This window comes from Eubacterium sp. LMAG:50, from assembly GCF_008680265.1.
GTDB lineage: Bacteria > Bacillota > Clostridia > Lachnospirales > Lachnospiraceae > Eubacterium_U > Eubacterium_U album.
Genome location: NZ_NALP01000005.1, coordinates 210,172 through 230,457 on the forward strand (window position 1 = coordinate 210,172; position 20,286 = coordinate 230,457).

18 protein-coding genes are annotated in these 20,286 nt (G+C 33.0%); all 18 read left to right on the forward strand.

The features are described 5' to 3' along the window. The first annotated feature begins 165 nt into the window (after positions 1-165). The 18 genes from CCC31_RS02345 (at position 166) to CCC31_RS02430 (ending at position 20,285) form a co-directional block, all read left to right on the forward strand. The gene (locus CCC31_RS02345; protein ID WP_117908826.1) at positions 166-372 is read left to right on the forward strand and encodes a hypothetical protein; all 207 of its coding nucleotides are present in this window, start codon (positions 166-168) and stop codon (positions 370-372) included. A 22-nt stretch (positions 373-394) separates the two neighbouring features. After that, positions 395-1,276 (forward strand): YitT family protein, encoded by an 882-nt coding sequence (locus CCC31_RS02350; RefSeq protein ID WP_243003005.1) that lies wholly within the window; start codon positions 395-397, stop codon positions 1,274-1,276. Between the two features lie 139 nt (positions 1,277-1,415). Further along, positions 1,416-2,756, forward strand: a complete 1,341-nt coding sequence (locus tag CCC31_RS02355; RefSeq protein WP_290849299.1) for a BMP family ABC transporter substrate-binding protein — start codon at positions 1,416-1,418, stop codon at positions 2,754-2,756. A 126-nt stretch (positions 2,757-2,882) separates the two neighbouring features. After that, positions 2,883-4,418, forward strand: a complete 1,536-nt coding sequence (locus CCC31_RS02360) for an ABC transporter ATP-binding protein (RefSeq protein WP_147585602.1) — start codon at positions 2,883-2,885, stop codon at positions 4,416-4,418. Continuing rightward, positions 4,411-5,526 (forward strand): ABC transporter permease, encoded by a 1,116-nt coding sequence (locus CCC31_RS02365; protein WP_290849301.1) that lies wholly within the window; start codon positions 4,411-4,413, stop codon positions 5,524-5,526. Before CCC31_RS02360 ends, CCC31_RS02365 begins: the two co-directional genes overlap by 8 nt. Before the next feature lie 4 nt (positions 5,527-5,530). Beyond that, positions 5,531-6,523, forward strand: coding sequence for an ABC transporter permease (locus CCC31_RS02370; protein ID WP_290849303.1), 993 nt, complete (start codon positions 5,531-5,533; stop codon positions 6,521-6,523). A 457-nt stretch (positions 6,524-6,980) separates the two neighbouring features. Next, positions 6,981-9,296, forward strand: coding sequence for a hypothetical protein (locus CCC31_RS02375; protein ID WP_290849305.1), 2,316 nt, complete (start codon positions 6,981-6,983; stop codon positions 9,294-9,296). Between the two features lie 17 nt (positions 9,297-9,313). Then, positions 9,314-9,463 (forward strand): hypothetical protein, encoded by a 150-nt coding sequence (locus CCC31_RS02380; protein WP_158562628.1) that lies wholly within the window; start codon positions 9,314-9,316, stop codon positions 9,461-9,463. A gap of 172 nt (positions 9,464-9,635) precedes the next feature. After that, entirely contained in the window at positions 9,636-10,430 is a 795-nt protein-coding gene (gene proB / locus CCC31_RS02385) for a glutamate 5-kinase (protein ID WP_178514990.1), read from the forward strand. 18 nt (positions 10,431-10,448) lie between these two features. Further along, positions 10,449-11,687 carry a glutamate-5-semialdehyde dehydrogenase gene (locus tag CCC31_RS02390; protein ID WP_290849310.1) on the forward strand — a complete coding sequence of 413 codons (1,239 nt, stop codon included), beginning with the start codon at positions 10,449-10,451 and terminating at the stop codon, positions 11,685-11,687. A 286-nt stretch (positions 11,688-11,973) separates the two neighbouring features. Beyond that, positions 11,974-12,909, forward strand: a complete 936-nt coding sequence (locus CCC31_RS02395; RefSeq protein ID WP_290849313.1) for a YegS/Rv2252/BmrU family lipid kinase — start codon at positions 11,974-11,976, stop codon at positions 12,907-12,909. A 63-nt stretch (positions 12,910-12,972) separates the two neighbouring features. Then, positions 12,973-14,334, forward strand: coding sequence for a citrate/2-methylcitrate synthase (locus CCC31_RS02400; RefSeq protein ID WP_290849315.1), 1,362 nt, complete (start codon positions 12,973-12,975; stop codon positions 14,332-14,334). A gap of 11 nt (positions 14,335-14,345) precedes the next feature. Continuing rightward, positions 14,346-14,843 (forward strand): transcription elongation factor GreA, encoded by a 498-nt coding sequence (gene greA / locus CCC31_RS02405; protein ID WP_117908846.1) that lies wholly within the window; start codon positions 14,346-14,348, stop codon positions 14,841-14,843. A 161-nt stretch (positions 14,844-15,004) separates the two neighbouring features. After that, positions 15,005-15,994 carry a WYL domain-containing protein gene (locus CCC31_RS02410; RefSeq protein ID WP_022089888.1) on the forward strand — a complete coding sequence of 330 codons (990 nt, stop codon included), beginning with the start codon at positions 15,005-15,007 and terminating at the stop codon, positions 15,992-15,994. Between the two features lie 43 nt (positions 15,995-16,037). Beyond that, the gene (locus tag CCC31_RS02415; RefSeq protein ID WP_117908848.1) at positions 16,038-17,252 is read left to right on the forward strand and encodes a PAS domain-containing protein; all 1,215 of its coding nucleotides are present in this window, start codon (positions 16,038-16,040) and stop codon (positions 17,250-17,252) included. A gap of 1 nt (position 17,253) precedes the next feature. Further along, complete coding sequence (locus tag CCC31_RS02420) at positions 17,254-18,297, forward strand: DMT family transporter (protein ID WP_290849319.1); 1,044 nt, start codon at positions 17,254-17,256, stop codon at positions 18,295-18,297. A gap of 141 nt (positions 18,298-18,438) precedes the next feature. Further along, positions 18,439-19,752 (forward strand): phenylacetate--CoA ligase, encoded by a 1,314-nt coding sequence (locus CCC31_RS02425; RefSeq protein ID WP_118565305.1) that lies wholly within the window; start codon positions 18,439-18,441, stop codon positions 19,750-19,752. Between the two features lie 98 nt (positions 19,753-19,850). Next, positions 19,851-20,285 carry an amino acid-binding protein gene (locus CCC31_RS02430; RefSeq protein WP_290849322.1) on the forward strand — a complete coding sequence of 145 codons (435 nt, stop codon included), beginning with the start codon at positions 19,851-19,853 and terminating at the stop codon, positions 20,283-20,285. The last annotated feature ends 1 nt before the right edge of the window (position 20,286 follow it).

The window sequence follows — 20,286 nt, forward strand, 5'->3', positions numbered from 1 at the left end:
TTATAATTATTAATGAAATAATAAATTTATTAATAAAACTTACAAGAAAGTATAATATTATTAATAAATAATTATCGATGCAAAGATAACATAATAATTGCTTTGAATTAATCGCAATTATAATTGTGGTATCATAATAAATATTTTACAAGGAGGCAGTTAATAATGAATGACGATAAGATGATTGATGACATCGTAGCAATGCTTGATGCAGGAGTGGCTAAAGGACAGGGACATATTAATGTAAAGGTTGAGGACAAGAATGCAACTGAAAAAGAAATTGTTAATGGAACAGCAGACTGCTCTATGAATTCAATGGCTTGTGCTGTGCCAACAATGATTTTGGATGATGACGATGAATTTGAACTATAAAAGAAGTGGTGAATAATTGAAAGTGGAAAATAAGGAAAAAGCAAAAAAAATAGCAAAATTCATATGCAGATATATAGTTATTACTTTTGCTGCCTGTATATATGCAGTAGGAATTTCTATGTTTTTAGACCCTAACAATTTGGCACCCGGAGGCTTGACAGGTGCGGCAGTAATTTTGACAAGAATTATACCAATAACATTAGGTACTTTAATTGTGATTATGAATATACCTATAATGATTTTAGGTGCATGGAAATTTGGAGCAAGATTTACGTTGTCAACATTATACACTCTTGTAGTTTCATCAGCATTTATGGAAATATTTGAGAGAATGGGATATGTTGTAACACACGATAAGATTTTAGCAGCATTAGTAGGTGGAACTTTAATGGGAGCAGGAATGGGACTTTGTCTTAGAATGGAAACCACGACAGGCGGTATCGATATAATAATTAAAGTTTTGCGTCAAAAATACAGGCAGGTTAAATCCGGTGAAATGTATTTGATAATTGATGGACTTATTTTAGCAGCGGCAGCATTATATTTTAAAGATATAGAAGTGTCAATGTATGCAGGAGTTGCGATTGTTATATCGACTTATATTTTGGACAAGGTTTTATATGGAAGCGATGAAGCAAAGTTAGTTTATATAGTAAGCAATAAGCGAAAAATAATAGCTACAAGAATGATGGTCGAACTTAATATGGGTGTCACATTGGTCGAAGGAAAGGGCGCATATAATATGGAAAATACAGAAGTTATTATGTGCGTTATGCATAAACAGAATCTTACAAAGGTAAGAAATCTTGTAAGTGAAGTTGATCCGGAAGCGTTTATGATAGTTTCTTCCGCTACAGAAGTGTTTGGTGAGGGATTTAAAGGACACACGGATGTGGAAATGTAAAGAAAAAACTTAATTTTGTAAGAAATTAAAATAAATTTAGTAAAATTTTGTTTACAAATAACAAAAGTATGCGATAAAATAAAAAAGTATTTTTTCTAATAAGAAAGAAATTATTTTTTATGATGGAGGAACAAAGCAAATGAAGAAACTATTAAGTTTAGTGCTTGTGTGCGCAATGACAATAGCCCTTGTTGGTTGTGGTCAGAAGGCAGAAAGAGTTGACAATGGTTCAGGTAGTGATAAGAGCTCAGCTAAGAAGATTGGCGCAATTCTTCTTGGAGATGAAACAGAAGGTTACACATTAGCTCATATTAACGGAATCAAGGAAGCAGCTAAAGAATTGGGAATATCTGACAGTGATATTGTATGGAAGTACAACATTTCTGAATCAGATGAAGTTAGTAAGGCAGCAGACCAGTTAGTAGCTCAGGGATGTAAATTAATTATTTCTAATTCATACGGACATCAGGATTATATGTATGCAGCAGCTCAGAAGTATACAGATGTTGATTTTGTAGCTATGACAGGTGATTATGCAGCAATTTCAGGATGTGACAATTTCTACAACGCATTTACAAAGGTATACGAATCACGTTATGTATCAGGTGTAGTTGCAGGTATGAAGATTGCAGAACTCGTTAAAGAAGATAAGATTCCGGCAACAGGATATGATGCAGATGGAAATGTAAAAGTTGGTTATGTTGGTGCATATCCATACGCAGAAGTTGTATCAGGTTATACAGCATTTTATTTAGGAATTAAATCAGTATATGATAAAGTAGCAATGGAAGTAAGTTATACTGATTCATGGTTTGATATTGAAGGTGAAGGTGCAGCAGCTGAATCATTAATGGCCGACGGATGTGTTATCATCGGACAGCATGCAGATTCGACAGGGGCTCCAAGTGCAGTTCAGGCAGCACAGGATAGCAGTAACACAGTAGCATTCTCAGTTGGATACAATGTAGACATGTTAGACGTAGCTAAGACAGCAGCTTTAACAAGTGCTACAAATAACTGGGCAGCATACTATACAACATTATTCAAGGCTTATGAAGATGGAAAAGAAATTCCTCAGAACTGGGCTGAAGGATATGATGTAGATGCAGTAGCAATCACTAAATTAGGTGATTCTTGTGCAGAAGGAACAGCAGATAAGGTTGCTGAAGTAGAAGCAGCGTTAAAGGATGGCTCATTACATGTATTTGATACATCTAAATTCACAGTAACAGGAAAGAATGTTAAGAAGAATGAGGACAATGGTTTAGACCTTGAAATTGATGATAACGGAGCTGTTACATCAAATAAGATTGATTTATCAATCATTGATTTTGCAACAGGAGATGTAACATACAAGGGAGATACAGTTGAAGCAATCGTAAAAGATGACAACGGTGCAACATACTTTGATGAATCATCATTCCGTTCAGCTCCATATTTCCAGATTAGAATTGATGGAATTACAGAATTGAATAAGTAATCAAATCAGACATAATTATATAAGACATAAAAGGGAACTGTCGCTTTAGCGGTTATTAAATATAAATCGTTGAAGCGACAGTCCCATTTTTACAAAGAAAATCTAATGATGCAAGGAGAAACAAAAGTGGAACAAAAATATGCTGTTCAGATGAAAAATATAACTAAAACTTTTGGTCATGCTATTGCAAATGATAATGTAAGTATTGACTTAGAGTACGGTGAAATTTTATCTCTATTAGGTGAAAACGGAAGTGGGAAAACAACTCTTATGAACATGCTTTCAGGTATTTATTTTCCTGACAGCGGAAAGATATTAATAGATGGAAAAGAAGCAACAATTCGTTCGCCACATGATGCAATGGAACTCGGAGTGGGAATGGTTCATCAGCATTTTAAATTAGTTGATGTATTTACAGCTGCCGAAAACATAATATTAGGTTTAAAAGAAAAAGAACCGCTTAAAAATGTAATAGATAAAATAAAAGAAATTTGTGATAAATATGGATTTGAAGTAGACCCAAATCAGAAAGTATATAATATGTCAGTTGCACAGAAACAGACATTAGAAATAGTAAAAGTATTGTATCGTGGTGCAAATGTTTTAATACTTGACGAACCTACAGCAGTATTAACTCCACAGGAAACAGAAAAGTTATTTAAAGTAATGCGTAATATGAAAGAAAATGGAAAATCAATTATTATCATTACGCATAAACTTAACGAAGTATTAGAGATTTCTGATAAAGTTGCCATTTTAAGAAAAGGCGATTATGTAGGAACAGTAGAAACAAAGGATGCTACAGAACTTTCACTTACAGAAATGATGGTGGGAGAAAAAGTAGAACTAAACATAGAAAGACCGGAAGTGGAAAATAAAGAGGTAAGACTTGAAGTTTCACATTTAAGTTGTAAAAGTCCGGATGGAATTAATATATTAGACGATGTATCATTTGATGCTTATAGCGGTGAAATATTAGGAATTGCCGGAATTTCAGGATGCGGTCAGAAAGAATTGTTAGAAGCAATTGCAGGACTACAAAAAACAGAAGATGGTAGCAAGATAACATATGTTAATCATCAGGGAGAAAAAGAAAGTCTTTTGGAAAAGTCACCAAGACAGATTAGAGAATGTGGCGTTGCTTTATCATTTGTTCCTGAAGACAGACTTGGAATGGGACTTGTAGGTTCAATGGGAATGCCTGAAAATATGCTTTTGAGAAGTTATGATGAAGGAAAGAAATTTTTCATATCAAATAAAGAACCTAAAAAACTTTCTGAAAGAATTAAACAGACTTTAAATGTTCAGACAACAAGCATAAATGCCCCTGTAAGAACAATGTCAGGTGGAAATGTTCAGAAAGTATTAGTAGGAAGAGAAATTGCAAATGCACCATCTGTTTTAATGACGGCATATGCAGTTCGTGGACTTGATATTAACACATCTTATACAATTTATGATTTATTGAATGAACAGAAAAAGAAAGGTGTAGCAGTAATCTACGTTGGAGAAGATTTAGATGTATTGCTTGCCTTATCAGATAGAATTCTTGTTTTGTGTGGCGGAAAAGAAAATGGAATTCTTGATGCAAGAAAAACAACAAAAGAAGAAGTAGGATTACTTATGACAAATTTGCAGAATGGAGGTGCCGACAATGAGTAATAAGCCAAATCAGGTAACGAAAGTAAAGGAACCTCTTGTAAGAGTAACAAAAAGAGACATAATACCAACATGGCAGAAGTGGGCAGTAAGACTTATAGCAATTTTATTATCCCTTGTAGTAGTTACAATATTTGTATTCAGCCTTACGGGAATTGGACCGGGAGAAACATTCGGTCTTATGTGGGAAGGTGTATTCAGCAATATGTACTATAGAAAAGGAACGATTTTCTTTACTGCAAAATTGCTTTGTATAGCAGTAGCGCTTGCACCTGCATTTAAAATGAAATTCTGGAATATCGGCGCTGAAGGTCAGGTGCTAATGGGTGCTTTATCAACAGCGATAGTAATGGTTAATTTTTCAACATTATCAACACCGTTATTATTTACAATTATGATTGTTTCATCAGTTGTAATGGGTGCAATCTGGGGATTGATACCTGCAATTTTTAAAGCAAAATGGAATGTAAATGAAACACTTTTTACTTTAATGATGAATTACGTTGCAATGCAGTTAGTTGATTATTATTACAACATATGGAAAGGCTCAAAGGCTTCTCTTGGAATGCTTAATCCTGGAACAAAAGCAGGATACCTTCCCGAATATAATGGAAGTTCAAATAGCATAATTGTAACAGTTGTATTGATAATAACCGTATTAATGTATATTTATTTAAAGAAGACAAAACATGGTTATGAAATAGCAGTAGTAGGTGAATCAGAAAATACAGCGAGATATGCAGGAATTGATGTTAAGAAAGTAATTATCAGAACAATGCTTATTTCAGGTGCAGTATGTGGTATCTGTGGATTTTTAACAGTATCGGGTCAGGACCATTCAATTGCATCTGATTCAACAGCAGGTGGTTATGGTTTTACGGCCATTATCGTAGCATGGCTTGCAAAATTTAACACAGCAATAATGATAGCAATTGCGTTACTTATAGTATTTCTTGAAAAAGGAACAGCTCATATCGCAGATACGTTTGTAGGATTTGATGCAAATGCTTCTAAGATTGTAATTGGTATTGTATTATTCTTCATAATTGGAAGTGAATTTTTCATTAATTATAAATTAAACTTCCCTAAAAAAGAAAGTAAGGAGGCGTAATCAGATGGCAAATTTAATATCATGGATTAATATTGCGGTAGTGTTTGGTTCAATAGTATTATTTGGCGCTGTTGGCGAAACCCTTACGGAAAAAGCAGGAAATCTTAATTTGGGAACACCGGGTATTATGTGTATGGGAGGAGCTTTCGGCTTTGTTGGAGCTTATCTTTATGAAACATCAGTTGGAAATCCAAATGCGTTTATGTGCATATTAGTTGCTTTAGGAACAGCATTTATAGTTTCAGCATTAGGCGGACTTATTTATAGTTTCCTGACAACAACTCTTCATGCAAATCAGAATGTAACGGGTTTAACACTTACAATATTTGGTGTTGGTCTTGGAAAATTCTTTGGAACATATGTAATTCCAAAGGGAGCAGTATCAACAAAGGCTGATTTTGCTACAAAGATTTTTAGAGCAAGAATACCATTCTTAAGTGATAAATTAGGTGTAGTCGGTGATATATTATTTTCATATGGATTTATGATGTATCTTGCATTAATAGTTGCCATCTGTGCAACATTGTTTTTAACAAAAACAAGAACAGGATTAAATCTTAGAGCAGTAGGTGAAAATCCGGCAACAGCAGATGCAGCAGGAATTAACGTAACAAAATATAAATATATTGCAACATGTATTGGCTCAGGAATTACAGGTCTTGGTGGCGTTTACTACATTTTAGATTACAGTAAAGGAACATGGGCTACTGCATCAGGAACAGCGATTGAAAGCCTTGCATGGCTTTCTGTAGCATTGGTAATATTTATCAGATGGCGTCCGGTTCATGCAATATGGGGTTCATATTTATTTGGATTATGCTATTGGGCATATCAGTTCCTTCCAAAAATAATTGGTATAAAGGTAAATACAGACCTTGCAAAGATGATTCCTTATGTAATTACAATACTTGTTTTAATTATTTCAAGTATGCGTAAGAGCAAAGACAATCAGGCACCTGCAAGTCTTGGATTATCATATTTTAGAGAAGAAAGATAGTAAAATACAAAGCATAAATTGTTTATAAAGTGATGTAAACACATGTTTTGAAATATATTTAGAAAATAGTATAAAATATTTAATATAAAGTTATACAAGAGCTATTGTGCAAAACTAGTAAAGTTGCACAATAGCTCTTTTTATGTGAATAGAATATTGTACGAAAGTACATAAGTGATTGCTAACGATAACATTGTTAAAAAAATAACAATAAAACAATTTTTGAAAAATGATTTTATATATGAAAATTGCTTAAAAAGCCGTTAAATAAAGGGTTTTATAAAAAAACAAAATAACAATAAATGAAATGAAAATATTGAAATTTTGCACAAAAATAAAAGCAGTTTTATGCTGTGCGTTGGTTGTTATTACCAAATTTGAGTGATAGAATATACATTATGTAATATAAAACATATAAAGGGACCAGAGGGGTCTAAGAAAAGAAGGGAGTTACAAAATGAAAAGGAACTTGAAAAAATTTATTTCTATGCTGTTAGTGTTAACAATGATTTTTACATCAATAACAGTAAGTAATACTACAGCAAAGGCAGATGAGGGATTGGTACAGTTGACAAGCTCTAAGACAAGTTTAAGTGGACAATCAACAAAAGGAACTGTTGCTTGGGTATCATCAGATATCATAGGAACGTTAATTAATAAACCTCATGAGTTTTGTGGTTTTTTAATAGCAGGAACTGACCATGATGGATGGGGAAGAATTGGAACAACACATCCGTTATATAAAAAAGGAGTTTTGGCTATTCCATCAAAATGGGGAGATACAGCAAGTATGTCTGTTAGTAAAATGGATGAAGAAGATACAAGTATTAATCTTGTTGATACAGGCGCATTTGCAAACATAAAAGATGAAACTGGTAATGCAATGTTTGGCGGAGATTGTATAGCTATTGATGAATCTATTTTTGATATTGGAGATTCAGAGCAGGGAACTTTTAAAATAAAAGCTACAAGTGTGGCAGGAAACGAAGTTTCTTTTAGTGTTATAGTAAAAAAATATGAACATATTGCAAATTATAAATTGAATTTACATCAGACAGAAGGACAAAATGCAGGACAAGCAAATTTTAGATTTGATTGGAACAAAATTGATGGCGCTGCAAAATATAAATTGACATCACTTAATGCAGATGGTACAGAAGTGCATAGCGAAATAATAAGTACAAATTTATTTGAATATTATTCAGCAATTACAACAGAAACTGTAGGAGAAACATATACAGTTACTGTTACAGCGTTAGATAATGATGGAAATGCAATAAAAAATCCAGATGGGGAAGATGTTACAGAAAGTATAATAGTTAATAAGAGATATATGGCACTAGAAAATCCTGACCAGACACAAGAGTTATCAGATGATGATAAAGCAACATTGGCAGCTATCGAACCGGAAAAAATTGCAGATGATGACTGGATTGCATTAAATGGAATATCAAATAATGGATCTAAAGTGTATGCATCAACAATAGAAGGAATGGGACGAGAGGAATTAAGAGGCTTCCACAATGGTGGAAATCCAAATTACAATAGAGCAGATGCTGAATATTTTAAAAATATGGATATATTTGGATTCTTAACTACGGGAACAAATGCTTCAACACTTATAATAGACAACAAAGAATATATTAATCCAACATACAAAAAAAATAAAGAAGTATTGGTTGGTAACGATTGTATATATATTAATCAGGAATTAATAAATGCAGGTGTAGGCGAAACTGAATACCATAAAATATGGGCAAAAGGAAGTAACACAGTACCGTTTGCAATTAAAGTAGTTGGACCATCTAAGGCAATTGATCCTGATGCACCGGCTAAACCGGTTGGATTGGTAGTGAGTGAGACGAATCCATACTATTATTCTTGGGGCGCAGTTGAATGCGATTATTATAATATATATGTAAATAATAAATTTGTTGGTGAATCAACAAATGCTAATTATGATGTAGTAAACTATTTATCTGATAATAATTTCGCAGCAGGAGCATATAAATTTGGAGTTAGTGTTGTTAAAGATGGTCATGAGTCAGAAATTACAGAAGCTGACTTGATAGTTACAACAGTTAATGTAACAATAGGAGAAAAAGTAACACCAGCGGTTAAAGGTGGAACATTCACATTCCCAACTGACGCAACAGGTTATGATTTGAATGGTGAACTTTATGCACCAGGCTCAAAATATACAGTAACAAAAGATGTAACATTTGAAGCAGTTGATATCAAGGCTACAATGGATACAAGAGCAGGAATCAGATTTTCAAAAGATAATCCGGGATTAAGATTCCAGACTACAATAACAGCAACTAAAGCAGGAACTGCAACAAATGATTTTGAAAAGTATATTTCAGAAGAAGGCACATTAATTACAACAAGTGAATTAAATACAGAAAAAGGAAATCCAACTATTGAGTCAGATTCAGTTTATACAGTAGGAAAAGATTTAATACAGATTAAGAATAATGGTTGGTATAATGGACAGACAGGAGTATATTATGGCTCTGTTGTAGGCATCAAGAATTACACAACAAACTTTATTGCAAGATCTTATGTTGCTGTTAAATATGCAGATGGAACAGTAAAGAATATTTATTCAGATATGAGTGGAGTAAGAACTGTACAGCAGGTTGCTCAGGCAATAAAGAATGATAAAAGAGTTAACGAAACAACAGGAAAAACTTACTATGAATCTTTATCTGAAGTAAATAAATTAATTGTAGATGAATTTGCAGGAACAGAAACATCTACAGAACAGTAATTAATGGGAGGCATTAAATGAGAAAATTATACACAAGTCCTGAAATGGAAATAATAGAATTTGATACAAAGGACGTAATAACAACAAGTGGAATAAATGGATTTGGTGATTCTGCTAATAGTGATGTAGATGCAGAAGGAAATCTTATTTGGTCAGATTTATATTAAGATTTAGAGTTAAAACTAAGTGGCAAAGTCTCAGAAAGAGGCTTTGCCATTTTTTTTAATATATAAAATAATAAAGAAAACCCCCTGAAATCTTCTATTTATCCCTAATTTGTGGTAAAATAAACAACATATGCGAAAATATGAAGAAACATAAAACAATGGGAGAAGAGAAATGGCAACATTAAAGGACGCAAAAAGAATTGTAATTAAAGTGGGAACATCAACATTAACTCATTCAACAGGTAAGACAAATATCAGAAGAATGAAAGCGTTAGTTGCGGTGATTTCGGATATTGTAAATTCTGGTATTGAGGTGGCACTTGTAACTTCAGGAGCGATTGGTGTAGGCGTAGGAAAATTAGGATTAAAGGACAGACCGACAGATACAGCAGGAAAGCAGGCAGCAGCTACTGTAGGACAATGTGAATTAATGTTTATGTATGACAAGATGTTTGGCGAATTTGGTCATGCAACAGGTCAGTTCCTTATTACAAAGAGAGACGTTGAGCATGAAGAATGTCATAACAATTTGATAAATGCATTTGAAAAGACATTTGAATATGGAGCAATTCCGATTATTAATGAAAACGATGCAGTAGCAGTAGAAGAAATTGTGTACGGTGATAATGACAGTCTTTCAGCCATTGTTGCTAAATTAGTTAAAGCAGATGCGTTATTAATATTAACAGATATAGATGGATTGTATGATGATAATCCTAATGAAAATGAAGATGCAAGAATTATTCCTGTGGTGGAAGAAATTACAGAAGGATTATTTGAAATAGCAGGAGGAAAAGGCTCTAAGTTTGGAACAGGTGGAATGATTACTAAACTTATTGCAGCACAGATTGCAACAGAAGCCGGCATTGATACAATTATAATTAACGGATTTGATGCAGATAACATTTATAAGGTATTAGAAGGACATCAGGTTGGAACTTTCTTCGTTGCTAAGAACAGAAAGTAAATTATGGAGGGCTAAGATATGTTGGAAGAATTGGGTGTAAAGGCAAAAGAAGCTGAGCGTAAACTTAGCGTTGCCACAACAGAAGAAAAAAATAAAATTCTTACTGCAATTGCTAAAGCTTTGATTGATAATACAGAAAAAATCGTAGAAGCTAATGCAATTGATTTGGAAAATGGAAAGAAAAACGGTTTGTCAGATGGAATTCTTGACAGACTTATGCTTAATGCCGACAGAATAAAAGGAATGGCAAAGGGCGTAGAAGATATAGTAAAACTTCCTGACCCGGTTGGTAAAATTTTAAATACGACAGTAAGACCTAATGGTCTTAAAATAGAAAAGGTTTCAGTTCCTTTAGGAGTAATAGCTGTAATATTTGAGGCAAGACCAAATGTAACAAGTGATGCTGCAGCTCTTTGCCTTAAGTCCGGAAATACAGTAATTCTTCGTGGAGGAAAAGAAGCCATCAATTCAAATAAGATGATTACATCAGCTATGCGTGATGCGGTTAAAAGCGTAGGCATGAATGAAGACGTAATTCAGTTAGTTGAAGATACAAGCAGAGAAAGCGCTACAGCGTTAATGACAATGAACAAATACGTTGATGTGCTAATCCCAAGAGGTGGTGCAGGTCTTATTCAGGCAGTAGTTAGAAATGCAACGGTTCCTGTAATAGAAACCGGAGTTGGTAACTGCCATATTTATGTTGATAAAGATGCAGATTTAGATAAGGCAGTAGATATAGTGTTTAATGCAAAAACTCAGCGACCATCGGTTTGCAATGCAGCAGAAAGTCTTTTGATACATAAAGATGTTGCAAAGGAAGCTCTTACAAGAATTAAACAGAGACTTGATACAAAGGATGTTGTTTTGATAGGCGATAAAGATTCAAGAGCAATTGCTCCTGATATAAAAGAAGCTACAGTTGATGACTGGGGCACAGAATATCTCGATTATAAAATGTCAGTAAAGATTGTAAATAATGTGGATGAGGCAATTGACCATATTTACAAATACAGCACACATCATAGTGAATGTATCGTTACTGAGAATAAAGAAACAGCAGAGAAGTTCTTAAATGAAGTAGATTCAGCGGCTGTTTATGTAAATGCAAGTACAAGATTTACAGATGGTGGAGAATTTGGATTTGGAGCTGAAATTGGAATTTCAACTCAAAAGCTTCATGCAAGAGGACCTATAGGGCTGCCTGAACTGCAGTCATTTAAATATAAAATATATGGAAAAGGTCAAATTAGATAAAGTACAATAGTCAAAGTATAAAGGATTTGTATAAAGTTTATTAATGCCACAATTTAGTAAATCGAAATACAGCGTTGAAGAATTTTACTTCAATTTTACAAAATACGGTGGTTTTACAAAATATTCATAAATTGTTAAATTATTAATTTTATAATAATAGACATGGTGTTTATTATTGAAAATTATTAGATAGCAGGTTTTTGTTATGAACAGATTAAGAAAATCAGATATGATTACAGCATGGCAAAAAATATATAGAATTTAGAAGTTTTTCAGGAGGATGGTTATGGATGATATAAAAGAAACGACTGTTACTGAAGAAAAGAAAGAAATTGTAGAACAATATAAGAAGCTATTATTTATAGTAAATCCTAAGGCAGGTCAGAAGAAGAGAGAAGATATACTGGTAGATGTTATTAATATTTTTAATGACTATGGTTATGAAGTGTTAATAAAATTTACAAGAAGAGAAAAGCATGCTACAGAGATTGTGAAAGCTCTCGGTAGTCAGGCTGATATGATTGCCTGCATGGGTGGAGATGGTACATTAAATGAAGTTATGGCGGGAATGCGTTCAGCCAGACTTAAAAAACCGTTAGGATATATACCGGCGGGTTCAACAAATGATTTTGCAAACAGTCTAAATTTGCCATCAGACCCTGTTGAGGCAGCAAAGCATATGATGACTCATAAAGCAAAATATATAGATATTGGAAAATTTAATGACAGATATTTTGTCTATACGGCATCGGCAGGAATATTTACAAAAGCCTCATATTCAGCACCACAGAATATTAAAAATCTGCTTGGACATTTTGCTTACGTTTTAGAGGGAGTTAAGGATTTAACTCAGGTTAAGCGAATGAAATTAAAGATTGAAAATGAAGATGAAGTAATCGAAGGCGAATACATATTTGTGGCTATTTGTAATGCCACATCAATTGGCGGTGTAATGACAATTGATGAAGGAAAAGTTGATTTTGCAGATGGATTATTTGAGTTATTGCTAATTAAATATCCGAAGGATTTAATCGAACTTGGAATAATTATAAATGAACTTACAAATCAGATATATGATAAACATATCAGATTATTAAAAGTTTCAAAACTTAAAATTTCAGACAGCAGTGATATTGACTGGTCACTGGATGGAGAAAAAGAGGATGGCAGAAAGAACATGAAATTCAGGGTCATCCACAATGCAGTTAAATTAGTATATTAAAGAATATATGAAAGGCGAGATTTGAAGTAGTTAGAAAGTTAGTAAGAAAAGGAGTGTACAATAATGACATTAAACAAAGAAGACATGAAAGCACTTACAGATAAGTATGCAAAAATGTGTGGGGAAAATGATACAGTTGAGCAGAATTTATTTGCAGAATACGGTGTAAAAAGAGGTCTTAGAGATATAAATGGAAAAGGTGTTCTTACAGGAATTACAAATATTTCACGTGTTGAATCTACACAGATAATTGATGGAAAATCAGTTCCATGCCCGGGTAGATTATTTTACAGAGGTTATAATATAAAGGACCTTGTAAATGGATTTATTGCAGAAGACAGATTCGGATTCGAAGAGACAGCATATTTATTGCTTTTTGGTAAATTACCTAAAAAAGATGAAATAGAAGATTTTAGCAAAATGCTTTCAGCACAAAGAAAATTACCTACAAACTTTGTAAGGGATGTAATTATGAAAGCACCAAGTGCTGATATTATGAATTCTTTGACAAAGAGTATACTTACATTAGCATCTTATGATAAGAATGCATCCGATACATCAGTTGAAAATGTAATTCAGCAGAGCGTCAAACTTATTAGTACATTTCCGATGATGGCTGTGTATGGATATCATGCATATAATCACTATCAGTGTGGAAAGAGTATGTACATTCACAGACCGCTTCCGGGACTTTCTACAGCAGAAAATCTTTTAAGAATGCTTAGACCTGATAAGAAATATACACATTTAGAGGCTAAGGTTCTTGATTTAGCTTTAGTTTTACATATGGAACATGGTGGTGGAAATAACTCGACTTTCACAACGAGAGTTGTTACTTCATCAGGTTCAGATACATACGCAACAATTGCAGCAGCTCTTTGTTCTTTGAAGGGACCAAGACATGGTGGTGCAAATGTAAAAGTTGTTGATATGTTCCAGGATATTAAGCATAATTGCAAACATTATGATGACGAACATGAGATTAAAGAGTATTTAAGAAAAATACTAAATAAAGAAGCATTTGACAAAAAAGGTCTTATATATGGAATGGGTCATGCGGTTTATTCGGTATCTGACCCTAGAGCAGAAGTATTTAAAGGATTTGTTGAACAGCTTGCAGAAGAAAAGCATAGACAGAAGGACTTTAAATTATATAGCATGATTGAAAGATTAGCACCTGAAGTAATTGGCGAGGAACGTCATATTTATAAGGGAGTTAGTGCAAATGTCGATTTCTATAGCGGACTTGTATATAGCATGTTGGATATTCCTAAAGAATTATATACACCAATATTTGCAATCGCAAGAATTGTAGGATGGAGTGCACATCGTATCGAAGAAATAATTAATGCTGATAAGATTATGAGACCTGCTTATGTAAGCAACTGTGCTTTTAATGATTATATAGAAGTTGAGGACAGATAGAAGGTAGAGTTATGCAGTTAACACAAAGTGATATTGAAAAAATAAAAGAAGAAATAGAACATAGAAAAATCGTAGTTCGAAAGGAAGCGCTTGAAGATGTTAAGGTTGCGAGGGCACAGGGAGATTTGAGCGAGAATTTTGAATATAAGGCAGCAAAACAATTTAAAAATAAAAATGAAAGCAGAATTCGATATTTAGAGAAACTTCTTAAAACTGCAACTATTATTTCAGATGATTCTAAAGAAGATGAAGTAGGTTTGAATAAAACTGTGGACATTTATTTTGAAGAAGATGATGAAGTGCTTACTTACAAAATAGTAAGTACAATGAGAGGTGATTCCATGAGTGGACGAATCAGTAATGAATCGCCTATCGGAAGAGCACTTATGGGACATAAAGTTGGAGACAGAGTGGAAGTGAAAGTTAATGACAATGTAAGTTATTTTGTTGTAATTAAGAAAATCGAAAATACCGGAGAAGAAGAAAAAGATAATATACGAAGCTTTTAATATGAAACTGTTACATTAAGACGTTGGAATATATATTTAGTTAAGTAAAATCATTTGAGTGTTAATGATATGACAAAACTACGATATTTTTATTTATTTCAAGGTCTTGGTGCGGCAGTTTTTTTTAATGATTGATAAATTTTGTGAAAGGGCAGGAGAATATGAGAAATAGCAAACAGAAGTTAAAACTGTTATATCTTATACAGATTTTTGATGAATATACGGATGAAGAACATGGAATAACTATGAGTGAGATAATAAAGAAGCTGGATGATAATGGCATCAAAGCTGAACGAAAATCAATATACGACGATATAGAACAACTTGGAACTGTAGGATATGAAATAGTAACTGAAAAATTAAATAGGGAAACAGTATATAAAACAGTAACAAGAAAATTTGATGTTTCTGAATTAAAAATGTTAGTAGATGTAGTGCAGGCGTCAAAATTCATATCAAAAAAAGATAGTGAAGAGCTTATTAAGAAATTAGAAGGATTTACAAGTAAATATGAAGCTAAGAAACTGCAACGTCAGGTTTATGTGGCAAATCGTGTGAAAGCTATTTCAAAAAGTGGTTACTACAATATAGACGCCATTCATGATGCAATATATGAAAATAAACAGATTGCATTTGATTATTATATGTGGAACACAAAAAAAGAACTTGTTATAAGAAATGACGGAAATAAAACGGATATAAGTCCGTGGGCTTTGTCTTGGGATGATGAAAATTACTATATGGTAGCATTTGATTCAGCAAAACAGAGTATAAGACATTATCGTGTGGACAAAATGAAGGATATTAAAATTTTAAATAAAGAAAGAGACGGCAAAAAAGAATTTGAAAAATTTGATGCTGCAAAATATACAAAGCAGACATTTGGAATGTTTACCGGAAATATTAAGAATGTACAGATGGAATTTGATAACAGTTTAGTAGGAGTAGTGGTAGACAGATTTGGTACAGATGTAATGATAATTCCAAAGAAAGATGATAAATTTACAATTAATGTGGATGTGTCTGTAAGTTCAATGTTTTACAGCTGGGTAGCGGGATTTGAAGATAAGGTTAAGATACTTGGACCGCAGGAAGTTGTAGATGGTATGAAAAATATGATAGAAAAACTTAGTAATCAGTATAAATACTGATGGATAGTAATAAGAAATGACTGAAAAATATTGGGAGGATTAAATGGAAGGAGCATTTGAAGTAATAAAAGATTTACTTGGTGGATTATCATGGGACAGAGAATCGGTTTATGCAAGATTGAGTCAATGTATTGATAGTGCTATAAGGAGTAGTCTGGTAATTGTGTTGTATAAAGAAGGGAAAGAAGAACTTATATTTGCAAATGATATGTTCTACGAAAATATAGGTGAGGACAGGGATGGATATGAATATAAAGAAGCTGATATTAAAAAGAGAATAAAGCCTGAAAATAAGGTGGTTAAATATGAAAAATGTGTTGAAAAATCGATGCTTACAGGTGAGACTCAGGAAATCATATATCAGTTTGAAAGGTATGATGGAAAGGTGATATGGGTAAGAAAAAGATTTGCAGCTATTTGCAATGAAGGAGAATATATAATCGTATCTGTAGCCACAAATATTACTAAAAGTATAGAGATAAGCCGGCAGATTGAGATTGAAAAAGATAGATTTCAGAAAGTAATTGAGCAGACGGATTTAGCAATAATAGAATGGGATTATTATAATAATACATTTTATTCGACAGAGTCATATAAGAAATATAAAATGAGTGAGGGAAATCAGGACCGTATTTTTAAGAAAAAATCGATTATTGGCTACACTCATCCGGATGATGTAGAAAAAATGAAAAAATTTGTATCAAATTGTATTTTGACACCAGGTAAAATGGAATGCATTGTAAGACTTAAACTTATTGATGGTACTTATAGCTGGAGCAAAATAACGGTTGTTTCAGAGTATGACATAGATGGAAATAAAATGAAGACATTAGCAATTATAGCTGATGTAAATGAGGATATGGAACGCCGGAAAAAAGTAAGAATCGCAGTAGATATAGTAAATACTTTGGCGGCAAATGAGTATGAGGAAATATTTACAATTAATGCATTTACAGGTGAACCTGTAGTTTATAAAGAAGGCATATCAAAAGTTATAGAGGAACAAAATAAAGTAGGATTTAAATTGGGTGTTGAAAACTATATGAAAACTTATTGTATGGATGAAAATCCTGAACAAACAGCTAAAGAATTGAATCTTGATTATGTAAAAGAACAACTTGAAAATAATAATACATATCAGAAAATTTATTCAATAATGGATGAAAATAATAATATAAAAATGAAAAGGGCGTTTTACACATATTTAAATAAACACAAAGATACTATTGTGTGCACAATAATGGAAGTAGGAAAATAATATGAGTGTAAATAGAGAATTGAATAGTATGGAGAAAAGACGTGATACTATTTTGGATGATGACAATGAAAATGCTATAAAATTAAATGATGAAGATCGAAATACAATCACAAAGAATAAATCTAAAGATAAATTACTCAAGAAAACATGGGTGGTATGTCTTCTTGCAATGGTGTGCTGTTTCCTTTGGGGCAGTGCATTTCCATGTATAAAAACAGGCTACAGAATGCTTGATATTAAATCAGGAGAATATGCCTCACAAATATTATTTGCGGGTATAAGATTTGCATTAGCCGGTATTTTAGTAATTGTAACTAACAGCATAATACGAAGAAAAGTAATTCTTCCAAAGAAACCGGGATACATTTTTACGCTCAGTATATTCCAGACATCAGGACAGTACCTGTTCTTTTATATAGGAATGGCGCATACGACAGGAGTACGTAGTTCTATTATTACAGGTTCAGGTGTATTTTTAGCAATTGTGGTAGCGGCTTTTATTTTCCATCAGGAAAAATTGAATGCAACTAAGATAATAGGTACGTTGATTGGATTTGCAGGAGTTTTAATTGTAAATATAACAGGAATAAATGGTGGCGGACAATGGTCATTTATGGGAGAAGGATTTATATTTCTTGCAGCGATTTCGTCCGCATTTTCATCTTCATTTATTAAGAAATTTTCAAATGACGCTGATGTTGTAATGCTTAGTGGATATCAGTTTTTTTCAGGTGGAGTAATTTTGGCTGTGATTGGCAAACTGCTTGGAGGAAATGTAGTTATTTCAACTCCTAATGCTGTTATAATGATTATTTACATGGCATTTATTTCGGCGACAGCATATACAATATGGAGTATATTATTAAAATTTAATACGGTATCAAAAGTTTCTGTATACAAATTTATGAATCCTGTTTTTGGAGTTATTCTTTCAGCTTTATTTTTACCGGGAGAAAGCAGCCAGATAGGTGGACAGGTTATTGTAGCACTGATGTTTGTATGTGTAGGAATTGTGATTGTAAATAACGTTCAAACACACCAATAAATTTGCAAAAAAAGTAACGAAATTATGCAGATTAACAAGTTTTACATTGTTATAGTCAATTGTTTTTAGTATAATAGAGTTTATCAGTTTAAAGTGTTAGCGTAAATACTGCTAAAATTTATTACATAAGGAGATAACATAATGAGCGTAAAGGAAATGATTTTAGACTCAAAGCATGAGTGTATGAGCCGGGACGAGATGGCAGCACTTCAGGGAGAGAGACTTGTTGATTTAGTAAACAGAGTTTATAACAATGTACCATTCTACACAAAGAAGATGAAAGAATTAGGTGTAGAACCCGGTGATATTAAAGGAATTGAAGATATTGTTAAACTTCCATTTACCACAAAGGAAGATTTGAGAAATAATTATCCATTCGGACTTAGAGCAGTACCGCAGTCAGAAATTGTACGTGTACAGGGAACTTCAGGAACAACAGGTAAGCTTACTATAGTGCCATATACACAGAAGGACATTGATGTATGGGCAGAATGTGTAGGAAGATGTATGACAATGGCAGGACTTACAAAGGAAGATGTAATTCATGTATGCTATGGTTATGGTTTGTTTACAGGTGGACTTGGAATGGATTTTGGTGCAAGAAGAATTGGCGCTATGACGGTTCCTATGTCTGCAGGAAATACACAGAGACAGATTATGTGTATGGAAGATTTTGGCGCAACAGCTCTTACATGTACACCATCATATGCTTTGCATCTTGCAGAAACAATTACAGAGATGGGCAAGGTTGATGATATGAAATTAAAAGTCGGAATTCATGGAGCAGAGCCTTGGACAGAAGAAATGAGAAAGAAAATTGAAGACATTTTACATATTGAATGTTTTGATATTTACGGATTATGTGAAATTACAGGACCGGGTGTTGCAATGGATTGTAAACAACACAATGGATTACATATTAACCATGACTTCTTCTATCCGGAAGTACTTGATCCTGTTACAAATGAATCGGTAGGAGACAATAATTTAGGTGAACTTGTATTTACTACTTTAGTAAAGGAAGGTATGCCGTTACTTAGATATAGAACTAAAGATTTAACAAGCATTGACCATTCTACATGTGAATGTGGAAGAACAACACCTAGAATTTCTAAATTCAAAGGACGTACAGATGACATGAAGGTTATTCGTGGTGTAAATGTATTCCCAACACAGGTTGAAACAGCACTTTTATCAATGGGCGGAGATATTTCTAACCATTATATGATGATTGTAGACCGTGAAAATAATACAGATAAACTAACAGTAATGGTTGAAGTAAATGAGAATCTCTTCTCAGATGAAATTAGCAAGTTAAATGATTTGAAGAAGAAGGTTGGAGCTAAATTAAAACAGGCTTTAGGTATATCTGCTGAAATTAAATTAGTAGAACCTAAGACAATTCAGAGAAGTGAAGGTAAAGCAGTAAGAGTAATTGATAATCGTAATTTGTAATAGCAGGAGATAACGGATATTTATAATAATAAATAATAAGTTTTTATTATAAATAATCGTAATCTTAATCGAAATCGTAATTTATAGGAGGTAATTTTATGGCATTAAAACAGTTGACAGTGTTCCTTGAAAATAAAGAAGGACATTTAAATGATGTATTAAAGACTTTGGCAGACAATGATGTTAACATTATTGTAGCAGCCTTAGCGGAATCAGCTGATTTCGGAATATTAAGAATGATTGTTCCAGAACCTGAAAAGGCTAGAGAAATTTTAAAGAATGCAGATTTTTCTGCAAAATTAACAGAGGTACTTTGTGTAAGCGTTCCTCATAAAGCAGGTTCACTTGCAAAGACTTTAAAGGTTCTTGCAGATGCTAATGTAAATGTAGAATATATGTATGCATTTTCAAGTGGAATCAACGCAGCAGCAGTTATTAAGACAAAAAATGTAAATGTAGCTACAAAGGTTCTTGAATCTGAAGAATTTGAATTCTGGGATGAAGAAAAAATCAAAGATATTAGTGAACAGTAGG